The organism is Microvirga sp. GN3 (assembly GCF_055792825.1).
In genome coordinates this window covers 197212-208748 of the sequence record NZ_JBVVAK010000003.1, presented here as the reverse complement: position 1 = coordinate 208748, position 11537 = coordinate 197212, and the positions used below count along the sequence as shown (strand labels likewise).

Sequence of the window (11537 nt, the reverse complement as noted above, 5' to 3'; positions counted from 1 at the left end):
TGAGCCCGTACTTTCATCCTATCGGGGAACAGCCACCGGCTTCCATAAGCGTGACTGCAGATCCAGGGCGACTCGCTCCCGCGATTACCCCATGTATTCGGCTTCGCGCCATCTTCATCGACTGTCGGAGGTGCTGCGCTTCAGGCTGATGGTACAACGTGGTCTGGGTAGGACCAGCCACAAGCATCAGTGGGAGAAGCGCAGCATGAAGCATTATGCCGGCCTCGATGTCTCGGTCAAAGAGACTTCTTTGTGCATTCTGGACGAGACGGGCAAGGTCTGTCGTGAACTGAAGGTGACCAGCCATCCAGACGACCTGGTTCAGGTGCTCCGGGATCCAGCCTGGCGGCTCGAGCGGGTCGGGCTCGAAGCCGGCCCATTGTCGCAATGGCTCTACAGCGGGCTGGCTGCGGCCGGGCTCCCGGTCATCTGCATCGAGACGCGCCACACCAAGGCGTTCCTGAAGGCGCAGGTGAACAAGACCGACCGCAACGATGCTCGTGGCATTGCTCAGATGATGCGCGTCAACCTGTTCCGACCTGTGCATGTGAAGACCTTGGCGAGCCAGCACCGGCGCACCCTGCTGACAGCTCGCAAGTTGTTGCAGGAAAAAGCCATTGCCATTGAGAACGACATCCGCGGCCTGCTGCGTAACTTTGGGCTCAAGGTTGGGATCATTGGCAAGGTCAGGTTCGAGGACCGGATCCGCGAGCTCGTAGCAGGCCTTCCGGAGCTGGCCGAGATCATGGCTTGCCTCCTCGAAGCCCGTCAGAGCCTGCGGGAGCGCTTGGCCACTCTTCACCGCAAAGTATTGGCGACCGTGCGGGATGATGACGTCTGCCGGCGCCTGATGACCATTCCCGGTGTTGGTCCCGTGGTGTCGTTGGCCTTCAGCGCCACAATCGACATTCCGGCGCGGTTCAAGCATTCCAAGGCCGTCGGCCCAGCTCTGGGGCTCACGCCGGTTCTCAACCAGTCCGGCGAGAGCAATCGGATCGGACGCGTCTCACTGTGCGAAGACGCCATGATGCGAGCGCTGCTTTATGAGGCGGCTCAGGTGCTGCTAACCCGGGTGCAGAAATGGTCCTGGCTGAAGGCCTGGGCCATGGCCGTGGCCCGCCGGCGCGGCCTGCAAAAGGCTATCGTGGCTCTGGCGCGCCGGTTGGCCGTGATCATGCACCGCCTCTGGAGCGACGGAACCGAATTCCGCTGGACCAAGGACAGTGCCACGGCGGCCACCTGATCACTCACCGGAACAGCCTGTCACAAGAACGGAAGGATAGCCGAGGTCCACCAGCCGGTGGAGAGACGTCCCTCGCGGGACGATGGATGAGGTGAGTTCGCTAGGGTTCTTGTGTCGGTCGCGCTTGGCGCGATCAGAACGTGCGACAGATTGGACTGCCTCATTCTTCTGATCCCATCATGGGAGAGCCCGAGAGCTGATCCCGAAGAGAAGCAAGGATCCGCGAGTGCCGTCAAACATCGGGAATGTGGAAGGCCTGAAAGCGCTTGACCTCAAATCGCCGAATAGAGAAGCACCCTCGATATTACCCATACCGCCACCTCATTGCGTCGCAGGAGCAGAATCGTGAAAGGTGGATCATAGAACAAAGTTCCGGGCTCCTCTGCTGCCCGTCCCGACGAGTTTTCGAGTGCCGCAAGCAACTCGCGCCTCTTTGAAGCGACCATCGCCCCGGTGCCGCGTCCGGAGAAGGTGATCGCGGCAATCGTCTCCTGCGGCAACCTGACGGCCGTAACGCGTGAGTCATTGGGTACGGGCGCATTCTCATGCGTGATGATCTTTGGCAGAAAGAAGCGCTGAGTTAGCGACCGGGTCCGCTTGGAGCAGTGCTGACTGGGCCCGTCATGGCGATCCCTGAGACGGCCCGCGTCTCGACAGGCGCCGTCATCGCGAGATCGCGGCCTGTGACACTGGTTGCCACTGGAGCCGTCATGGTGATGGCAGCCCTATCGCGATTCTGACCGAAGATGTCGCCGGCGAGAATGCGGAAGGCCCCGTTGCGGGCCTTGTCCTCGCTTCCGGCCGCAGCGGTCGTTTCAGCTACAAGGCGTGGTGCGTAACGGCGAATCTCAACCGTCCCGGACCCGCTCGACAATCTCGTACTCTGGCTGCTCATAGAGGGAGCGGATGCCGAACACCGCCAACGCGCTTTCCAGTGCCAGCTTGGGATACTTGGGCATGGCGATCCTCCAGAGAGGCGAACGCCTGCGATATGGACACCTCAGCCCGGACAGGGAAGACGGCCCCGCGAGCATGTACTGGCGATCTGTGCCAACCATAGTTTGGGCTATGCGTTCGATGTCAAAGGAGAGTTGCTCAGAAGGGGGTGGTGGTGGAAGCGTACTCAATCAGGATCTGATGGAGCCGCGGCCTGATCTGCGTTCACGTATTTCGTCCGATCGCAACCATTCCGATCAATGCTTCGGTGGACGCTGCCTTGCCGAGAGGGTGCTTGCTTTGACTGTGGCCGCGATGGTCGCAGGTGAGAACCCAACATAAACCGGCCAGCTCGGGGACGACAGGCCGCCAGTCCTTCAAGCCTCGAGGCCGGTGGTACCACTCACTTGGTGGGTGAGCTCAAGCCCCTTTGAGCTCACCGTCGTCCTTTCGACAGTGTCGGGCCAGAGCCCGATAATCCCGACTTCTGAGCGACGACTGGCACACCCTCACCCTGCACGACTATTGAAGCGGCTCTGCCGAAGCCTTTGGTCTCTCGACTACGTGGGGCTTTAGAAAGCCCAGCGCTGCGCCTTCGTGATGAGAAAGTCCCGGAAGGCCTGAACCCGCGCGACCGAGCGCATCGCTTCCGGGTATACCAGATAGCTGTCGAGTGTGGGCATTTTGACCTCCTCCAGCACCCGTCTGACCTTCGGGTTGTCGTGCATCGTATAATCCGGCGCCATGCCGATCCCGGCTCCTGTCTCGATGGCGTGCCGAAGAGCCAGACTGTCGTTGACCACAAACCGGCTTGGGCGCGGGTTCTTGGGATTTCGGCCCAGGTTCGGCAGCCGATGCAGGTCCAAGATAAAGGCAGGCTGGTTGCCGCCCAGGCAGACGATGCGGTGACGATCGAGATCCTCCGTGCTCCTGGGCTCGCCGAAGCGATCCAGATACGCATGCGACGCATAGGCATGATAGTGGATGGTGAACAGGCGCCGCTGGATCAGCTCCGGCTGGATCGGGCGCCGCAGCCGGATCGCAAGGTCTGCCTCCCGCATCACAAGATCCAGCTCATCGTTGCTCAGGATCAGCTGCACGTTGACCTCAGGGCAAAGGTCGAGGAACTCTGCGATGCGGTTGGTAAGCCAGAAGCCGCCGATCCCAACCGTCGCCGTGACCTTGAGATCGCCAGCGGGCCGCTCACTGGTTTCGGTAAAACGCTGGCGGGTTGCCTCCAGGGAGTGGCGCATCTCGTTTGCGGCTCGGAACAGCATGTCGCCGTGTTCCGTCAGGATGAGGCCGCGGGAGTGGCGCTGGAACAGCAAAACATTCAGATCCTGCTCCAAGGCACTGATGTGCCGGCTCACCGAGGATTGGTTGAGCCCGAGCCTTTCGCCGGCCCTGGTAAAGCTCCCGGCCTCGGCCACCGCATAGAAGAGCTTGATCTTGTCCCAGTCCACGGCGATCCCTCACGATGACAGCTGAACACGGGAATGGAAGAGGCGGTATCAACATTGGAAGCATGATGCTGCAATGCAATATTTTTGTGTCGCAGTGCAGTATAAACAAGCCACAGATGGCCGCATGGTGCAGGGTTCGGCTGCGCATCCTGACGCAGGTCGCTCGAAGACCAGACGAGATCTCAGTTCAGCAGCGGCGCTGAACAGAGCAGCAGTGGAATCACCCCTGGGCCCTCTGTCGTTTACGGGTGCGATAGCCACTTGGGCAGAGCTCAGGGACAAGTCGGGTCAGCCGATCTTCAAGAAGCAAACGGTTTGCTACTCGTTAGACCGGCCTCCAACCGGAATGCCCCAAGGCTGTGGACCTGATGCTGTGCTGCGGAACGTATCTAGCCGCAGGAGTTCATGTGCCACCTGCATCATCCCACGTGGGCAGCATCCAAATCACGAGGTCGAGGTGTCCCTGATGCGTCGCAACAGCTTTGGGCGATAACAAACATTTGCTGGGTTATAATCCTGTCATTCGCGTGGCGTACCAGTTCCCGCATCAGCCAGCGGTGGAGGAAGCCGTGGAATGTCTCAACGAACCAAGCCTGAACGAGTTGCTCGGAGAACCAATCGTGCGGCAGCGCATGGCCCGCGACGGAACGTCGGAGCGTCAGGTGCGGGCCATCGCCCTTCGGGCGCGGCGCCGCATTGAGCACCAGCGCAAACGGGCTGCGGCCGATTACTCTTTGGCTTTCTCGCACTGCCGGCCGCGCTGAAGGGTAGAGAGCTTTCCATTTGACGGCATCGCCAGTCTCGGGCCCATCCAAGATCGCTCCGCCGTATTCACCATTACGGTGATTATGGACGATCGCAGTCGCAGGGGGCGGAACTGTGCCGCAGGAGCGGCTCAGCAATCCGATTGGAAGCTGTGTTTGCCGCCTTGATTTCTCGTACAGGGTCTCCAACCGCACGATCATGGGTTCTTGGCCCGCTTCCTCGACAATCTCGACCGTCAGCGCCTCCTGCCGGTGGGTACGGGGCAGGTAGGCCCGAAAATGCTTGGATATGCTGTGAGCCTGGCGACGGGCCGCTTCCAGGTCGGGGAGATGGTGGATCGAACTCCGGCGCAAAGCAGACGCCACTGGATGCGTCGCAGACGTAGCGCGGCATGGTCTTTCCCTCGGGCCGAGGCTGTTCTGCGGCCATTCCCGAGGTTTCGCCATCACCCAGGTTCGTCTTGGGGCTCCACTCTGAGCCTCATCTCTGTGCCAGCCGCTTGTAGAAGGCTGGATGAGAACCCGCCGGCGATGCATCAGCTCGCCAAGTGATCTAGCATCCCTTCGGCACGACGAAGGTGAGGGCGGGAGCAACCCCGCAGCGCAAGGAGCCGAGAGCTTTATCCGATCCACAATCAGCGCAGTTTTGCCGCCGACGGGCCGGTGGCTTGCCGGGACCGATATTATCGCCTTCTGCCACCACAATTTTCCATAGCCAAGGTCTGGTGCCGACCTGCGACGCATGTGAGCATCCTTGCTTTCATGGTTGAGCGCCTTCGAGCTTTCGTCCAGCGGTGGATCCTCTTCGTCAGGAGCCTTGCGGGTTAAGGGAGGCGAGAAAAGCCTCGACCGACGGCAGCCCGCCGGGCGCCAGCAGCGTGGTGTGGCCAGCACCCTCGACTCTCACGAAGCGCTTCGGCGCGGCCGCCGCCTGGTAGAGCGCCTCGCCATACCGAATCGGGATGTCCTGGTCCGCGCTGCCATGCAGCACGAGGAGAGGCACCTTGATCTGGCCGACGATGTCGATGGAGCGGTACTGGTCCCGCATGAGCCAGCGCACCGGGACGAACGGGTACCGGTCCGCGGCAATCGCAGCCGCCGTCGTGTAGGGGGCGTCAAGGATGAGACCGGCGGCCCGGATCTCGGTCGCCAGCCGCACCGCGACCCCGCTGCCGAGGGACTCCCCGAAGAGAACGATGCGGGAGGGCGGGACCTGGCTCGTGAGCCAGGCATAGGCCGTGCGGGCGTCCGTGTGCAGGCCCGCTTCGTGGGGCCGGCCTGTCGAGCCCCAGAAGCCCCGATACGCCACCATCAGGATCCCGTGACCTGTGGCGCCCAGGAGCTTCGCCCGCGCGCGACGGGTGTTGGAGGGATCGTCGTTGCCGGGAAGGTAGAGGATGGCCATCTTGCCCGCTTCGGGTGCTTTCCACCAGACGACCAGGCGCTCCCCGTCCGGCGTGCCGAGGCGCAGCGTCTCGAAGCCTGCCACATCCGCCGTGACGCTTGCGACCGGCTGGCCGGCCGCGGGATAGAGCAGCCGGTCCTGCGCGAGGTAGAGGGTCCCGACGAGACCGGCATAGAGCGCTGCCAGCGCGAGAGCGCCCCGGACAAGGACCCGGCCAGGCCGCATGGCGCCTAGCGGGCGGGCTCAGAAGCGCTCAGCTCGGCGAGCCTGACGCTCGTGCGCCGCACTACTTCGCCCGCCTCGTTGCGGAGCGACAGTGCCACCACGCCCTCCCACCAATCGACATCCACCGTGCCGAAGTTCGCCGCGCCGTAGACGGCGCCCAGGCGGTTCGGGCCTGCCTCGCGGTTGCCGGGGAAGACCTGGTTGAGGCCGCTCGAGGTGATCTCGACAAGCGGGTAAGGGGTGCCGTTCGTCTCTCGGTAGAGCCCTCCGATATGCCGGTCGCCCGAGATGAACACCACACCGTTCGCACCGGTCTCGCGCACGAGATCGTAGAGGCGCTGGCGCTCGCGCGGGAAGTTGCCCCAGCGCTCCCAACCATGGCCCTCCGCCACGACTTGAATGGATGACACGATGAGGCGCAGATCCGCTGGCTCCCGGAGACGGTCGGCAAGCCATTGCCACTGCTCGGCGCCGAGCATGGTCTTGGCGGGATCGTCATCCGGCACGTAGCGTTCGCGGCCTGGGGCGTTGCGCTCGTCGGTGGGCTTCAAGGGAGAGCGGAAGAAGCGGGTGTCGAGCAGGATCACCTGCACCCGCTGGCCCTCCGGCCCGAAGGTCTGGGCATGATGGACGCCATCGCGGTTGTGACGCGGATCCGCCAGAGGCACATCCCAGAACTGGAGAAAGAGCCGCTGGGCCTCGCGCCGGCTAGCGAAGTCGGCTCCTGCATCATTCTTACCGTAGTCGTGATCGTCCCAGGTCGCCAGAGAGGGAATGGCGGTCCGCACGCGCATGAGGCCGGGCAGCTTTGACGCCTGGCTGTAGGACGCCTGCAGGCTGTCGATGAGGTCTTCGTCCGGCACATTCCGGCCATTGCGCACATCGCCGTAGACGTTGTCGCCCGCAAACAGAAAAAGCTCCGGCCGATAGGCCATGACCGCGTCCCAGATCGGCTGCGGCTTCTCCTCATCGGCACACGAGCCAAAGGCAATCCGGGTCAAGGGAGCTGGCGCGCCCTGCGCCCAGAGTTGCCCCGGCAGCAGCACTGCAAGCAGGATTGTCAGGATGAGAAGCGGCATCAATGCTCTCCTGTCATGTTCGAGTGCGCGCGTCCCAACCTACCCGGCGACAGGAACTCTTCAGAGGCAGCCTGTCACAAGTAGCAGTAGGATCATCACGCGAAGGAGACCGAAGCTGATCCTCGGTCGAGCGTCCCAGCCTCGGTTCTATCGCCAAGCTGGGAGAGCTGCCGTGACCAGCAGAGCGGGGGCCATCAGAAGCAAGATCCCAATGCTCATGGCGGGTATCCTGATGATGGAACCGCGACAAGCCTTGGCTGACCCGAGTGGACTTTAGGTTCGGTGCCATGACATCCACATGACGGCCCGGCTACGTGTGCCTGGTCGCAGGAGTGGGAGGGTGCAGGACGAAGAGGCGCGGCTTGGGCTCAGACACGACGCCTCTCAAGAGCCATCGATTGTTGGCGGCACACGAGGGTAGCGCTCAGCTGAGGCTGCCAAGAACACCATGGCTCAAGGGCCGGGCATACAGGAAGAGACCGCTGCCAACCCACCTGGGATGTCACTATGTCAGCACCTGACAAGCAGCCAGGCTGATGCAGCCGATCCCCACCAGGAAGAGCGGGAACCATCGCGGGCATGACATGAGGTGATCGTCGGATTCCATTGTGCGCGTTTGGTCGCTTATATCATCGAGGATGCGGGCTGCCGACAACAGTGCATCCGTGCGGCCCACCGTTGCGCCCGCAGCGGGAGCCTTAGACTCGCTCTATGACAACGCGAGGATTTCCTGGAGGCCGGCATCGCGATTTGACGCCGCCGTCATGCCAGCCGTGACAGCGGTACTCGATCTGGACGACCGAGAGCATCACTGGCCTAGCGGGTTCAGTAGACATCATGAAAGGGTACGAACGCTCTGAACGGTTCTGTCGTGAATTTTCGGTGAAGACAGGCAGAAGGCTAGTTCATCTGCTAGTCTTACGCAGCCAGGATGTCGAACTGCTCGGCGAGCGATACCTGGGAACTGCAGGCAGACCTCCAGCTGTTCCGGTTCCTCAGCACCGAGCTGAAAGCCTCGCTTGTGTGCCTGGGCATAGCCGATGCAAGAGAAGCCATTGCGGGCGATACCCAGCTCGGCGCCGCCCCGACCAGCTGGCGCTTTCCCGCTGGAGAGCCGACGAAGAGTTCCAAGCCCTCGTGACTGCCGTCTTGCGGAGCATACCGCTTCGACGCCCCTCGTCTCTGTCCGCCTACAGCTTACGGCACCGCGCCCGCGTCACGGGTGGAATGACGGCCCGGGTCTTCTCCACATTGAACGAGCTCGCCATTGAGGCTATTCGGATCGGTGCAGAGCGGATTACCGATGAGGCCGTTGAGGCCTAGCGGCCGGCTGTCGACAAGGCGGCTGGTTTCTCGTGACGGTTTGCACGTCATGTGAGACTGACAACCTCCTCAGTCTCACATGACGTGCATAAATTGCCGTCCAAATCGCCCAGTCCCGTCATGAAGTGCAGATCGAGAATTGGGCCGAGGTCTGCGCAGGCTAATGGTTGTGTAGGGCAACTCCCTGCTTACGATGGAAGCCATCGCTCATGTTGGGGCAGCCTCCACCACCTTTTGGCGTATCCGCGAGAAGGCGTATGTTGCAAAACAGAACGGGTTGGTCCCCTTGTCGGCGTATAGCCGATTGCGCTTCTTCAGACATCATCCCTTCGTGCTAGGAACTCCATCCTGAAATCATGAGGGTTAGGCAATGTTCGGAAAGGCTGCTGAGAAAGCTCAAAAGGTGAAGAATCCGTGCTCGCCCCAAAAACCGTCGGAGGAGCAGCCCGTCAGGAACGAAAGCGACTTGGCCGTCAGTCTGAACGGCGAGGCCACCGCGATAGGCGAGAATACATCGGTGGAAGTGAGCCTGTTCGGCCGGGCGTACGACAGGGGGGCCGTTCAGGTTGCCTTCGGTACCGCATGGCTTGCCGCCGTATCGGTGTCATCAGCAGGGCAGCCGGCCTACGCTGCAACCAACGGCTTCGTCGCGTTCGCTGAGGCGGATTGTTTGTACACCTCGGCCCAAAAACAGTCCGGAGGGGGCGACCATCGGGACGGGGCGTGGTCGGCCGAATGGTCGCAGACGGACTATGTCGCCCTGAACATCGTGGGCTGGGACGTCCAGCTCGAGTCCGTCGACCACCACCGCGAAGTGAGCCTCGGGGCGGGGCAGCAGGTTCCGTCCGTCGCTGGCAACGTGGCGAGCTACCACATCGACGCAAAGGCCTACGGCGACAATTCCTTCGTGCACGCCGATACCATGTCCCTGGCGATTGATGGTTTCTCGTCCAGCACGTCCTCCGCCACGGTTGGTGTCGGCAGCGACCATGCCAGAGAGAAGCCCATCCTTCGTGGATCCGGCAACGACATGATCCTTACCTCCGACGTCGACACGTTCGTCAGTGCGGGGGCGGGGAATGATTGGGTGGCGGCCGGTGCGGGCGACGACTGGATCCTCGCAGGGGCGGGAAACGACCTGATCTTCACGGGGATCGGGAACAACACGATCCTCGCCGGGACCGGCAACGATGCCGTCGCAGGCGGGACCGGCGACGATTGGGTCTTCGGCGGGGACGGCAAGGACATGATCGCCGTCGGATCCGGCAACAACATCGTCAATGGCGGGGACGGGAACGACACGATCATTGCGGGCAGCGGGGACGATGCGATCATCGATGGCATGGGGAACGACGTGATCTCGGCCGGAGATGGCCGGAATCTCATCCGGCTGGGCCTTGGAGGCACGGCCAGCGATGGCAACGACACGATCGCGACGGGGCGCGGGTTGGACCTGTTCTTCATCGACGGGTGCTTCGGGCGTGATACGATCTGGGGCTTCGCCTCGGGCCAGGGGGATCGTCTGGTGGTCCAGGACGATTACGACGCCTCCGCGTCGATCGCGAGGTCCAGGGCGGACCCACTGGACCTGGTCATCACCTTCGGCAGCGGCCGGACCGCGTCAGTCCTGACACTGGACAACTTCTTCCTTTCCAATCCCCGATACGCCGCCCCCTTCGCGAGGGCCTCGTTGACCGAGGCGCAGACGGCGGCGATTCGGCGGAACATCTTCCTCGACGGGACGGGCGACCAGGGGGGCCAGGCGGCGGAGGAGTACTTCGCGATCGGCGACTACCTGGGACTCCTGAGCTGAGCGATCCGAAGGCAGGATTGCTGCCAACGCGGCGAGGCCACGAGTCCTTTCACGGAGGGATGCCGACATCGGGGTGGCTCCGAATTTGGGGACTGCCATCGCGGGCAGCTGGGCCCTCGCCCCCGGGATCCTGCTCCGCCGGAAGGCGTATGCCGGACACGGCTGGCGGTTTTGCCCTAAGCGCTTGCGCTGAACGGCTGCAATACTTGCGGCGTATGGCGCGGGATCGGCGGCCCTCTACGCCTCCCGGCGGACGGCCGCAGCCCGAAATCCCATACGACTTCTTCAACGTTGCCTTGGTGCAAGGCGACATTAGAGAAGGGAGAACCTATCCAGGATGCCGATATCCATTTGGAATAACCCGGCGACAAGTCCGCGGAGCGCAAGGAGGCAGACAATGGAAGCTCCCGAACCCAATGACACCCAAGGTTCGGCAGTTGCAGTCGTCGATTCGCTGAGTCTCAGGCGAGCCGGCCTGATGGCGTTTCTCGCGCCGTGGGCAGGGCCGCTCGGATGGTCCCTCCAGCCCATGGATGGCAATGACCTGGCGCAGGCCACCCCGTGCCGGATGTTCATCCTAAACCTCGGGTCGCGGCCGCTTTCCGATCCCAACCATGTCCGATGGATCGCGGGCCTTCGGGAACGGTCCCCGCAAGTGCCTTTCGTCATCCTTTCGGAGCTGGACGATTCGGAAGAGATGCTCAGCGCGTTCACGGCGGGCGCAAGCGGGTTCATCCCCACGAGCACAAGTCCCGAGCTGGTCTTCCATACCCTCACTTTCGTCGCGTACGGCGGCACTTTCTTTCCTCGCTCCGTCCTCCTGTCCTTCGGACAAGGAACGGGAAGGAACGCGGGGAGCGGGTTCGTCCTCGCGCCGCGCCGGCCGACGACGCTGACCTGAGGGCTTGCATCCGTGCGAGACGCATGCCGAGGCCGGGGTGGCGCCCGTCCTCCCTGTGCGACAGGAACAACCGAAGTAATAAACTGTAAATGGATCCTCCAGGGGAAGGATTAGACGGCCACGAAAGCAGGTCGAAAATATTAGGCGGCCAAGCAACGCTTATATCGATAGTTTAGACGGCCATGGAATACTCAAATGTGCAATGACCGTCCGTGCATACACTCTCGACGTATGACATACCCACAATGGCTTCTTGTAGCTAAGCTTATAGCGGTATAGAACGCTGCTCACCACTCGACGCAAAGCACTTCACGCACATAAGCGACTACGACAGCCGAACGGCTATCCTCACTCGCCCTCGGCTGATTCACGAACAGGTCAACCA

General features: G+C 62.3%; 11 protein-coding genes. 5 read left to right on the top strand and 6 right to left on the bottom strand.

Annotated elements, in window-relative coordinates; all coding sequences use genetic code 11:
* Nucleotides 1-205: 205 nt before the first annotated feature.
* The gene (locus ACS5Q1_RS03135; RefSeq protein ID WP_473096827.1) at nucleotides 206-1243 is read left to right on the top strand and encodes an IS110 family RNA-guided transposase; all 1038 of its coding nucleotides are present in this window, start codon (nucleotides 206-208) and stop codon (nucleotides 1241-1243) included.
* A 272-nt stretch (nucleotides 1244-1515) separates the two neighbouring features.
* Here ACS5Q1_RS03135 and ACS5Q1_RS03130 read toward each other — a convergent pair whose 3' ends face one another.
* The 3 genes from ACS5Q1_RS03130 to ACS5Q1_RS03120 form a co-directional block, all read right to left on the bottom strand.
* A complete protein-coding gene (locus ACS5Q1_RS03130; protein WP_473096826.1) occupies nucleotides 1516-1797 on the bottom strand; it encodes an SOUL family heme-binding protein in 282 nt (93 codons plus the stop codon).
* A 26-nt stretch (nucleotides 1798-1823) separates the two neighbouring features.
* Complete coding sequence (locus tag ACS5Q1_RS03125; protein WP_473096821.1) at nucleotides 1824-2117, bottom strand: heme-binding protein; 294 nt, start codon at nucleotides 2115-2117, stop codon at nucleotides 1824-1826.
* A gap of 634 nt (nucleotides 2118-2751) precedes the next feature.
* Entirely contained in the window at nucleotides 2752-3642 is an 891-nt protein-coding gene (locus ACS5Q1_RS03120; RefSeq protein WP_473096820.1) for a LysR family transcriptional regulator, read from the bottom strand.
* 569 nt (nucleotides 3643-4211) lie between these two features.
* Between ACS5Q1_RS03120 and ACS5Q1_RS03115 the strand changes: the two genes are divergently transcribed.
* The gene (locus ACS5Q1_RS03115; protein WP_473096819.1) at nucleotides 4212-4406 is read left to right on the top strand and encodes a hypothetical protein; all 195 of its coding nucleotides are present in this window, start codon (nucleotides 4212-4214) and stop codon (nucleotides 4404-4406) included.
* Between the two features lie 808 nt (nucleotides 4407-5214).
* On the opposite strand, the gene ACS5Q1_RS03110 is transcribed toward ACS5Q1_RS03115, so the two are convergent.
* Together ACS5Q1_RS03110 and ACS5Q1_RS03105 are read right to left on the bottom strand one after the other, a co-directional pair.
* Nucleotides 5215-6036, bottom strand: coding sequence for an alpha/beta hydrolase (locus ACS5Q1_RS03110; protein ID WP_473096818.1), 822 nt, complete (start codon nucleotides 6034-6036; stop codon nucleotides 5215-5217).
* 5 nt (nucleotides 6037-6041) lie between these two features.
* Entirely contained in the window at nucleotides 6042-7115 is a 1074-nt protein-coding gene (locus tag ACS5Q1_RS03105; protein WP_473096817.1) for an alkaline phosphatase D family protein, read from the bottom strand.
* 931 nt (nucleotides 7116-8046) lie between these two features.
* Between ACS5Q1_RS03105 and ACS5Q1_RS03100 the strand changes: the two genes are divergently transcribed.
* The gene (locus ACS5Q1_RS03100) at nucleotides 8047-8256 is read left to right on the top strand and encodes a hypothetical protein (protein ID WP_473096816.1); all 210 of its coding nucleotides are present in this window, start codon (nucleotides 8047-8049) and stop codon (nucleotides 8254-8256) included.
* A 56-nt stretch (nucleotides 8257-8312) separates the two neighbouring features.
* Here the strand turns inward: ACS5Q1_RS03100 and ACS5Q1_RS03095 are convergent, their stop codons facing one another.
* Nucleotides 8313-8489 carry a hypothetical protein gene (locus ACS5Q1_RS03095; protein ID WP_473096815.1) on the bottom strand — a complete coding sequence of 59 codons (177 nt, stop codon included), beginning with the start codon at nucleotides 8487-8489 and terminating at the stop codon, nucleotides 8313-8315.
* A 415-nt stretch (nucleotides 8490-8904) separates the two neighbouring features.
* Between ACS5Q1_RS03095 and ACS5Q1_RS03090 the strand changes: the two genes are divergently transcribed.
* Nucleotides 8905-10251 (top strand): calcium-binding protein, encoded by a 1347-nt coding sequence (locus ACS5Q1_RS03090; RefSeq protein WP_473096814.1) that lies wholly within the window; start codon nucleotides 8905-8907, stop codon nucleotides 10249-10251.
* 397 nt (nucleotides 10252-10648) lie between these two features.
* A complete protein-coding gene (locus ACS5Q1_RS03085) occupies nucleotides 10649-11152 on the top strand; it encodes a response regulator (RefSeq protein WP_473096813.1) in 504 nt (167 codons plus the stop codon).
* The last annotated feature ends 385 nt before the right edge of the window (nucleotides 11153-11537 follow it).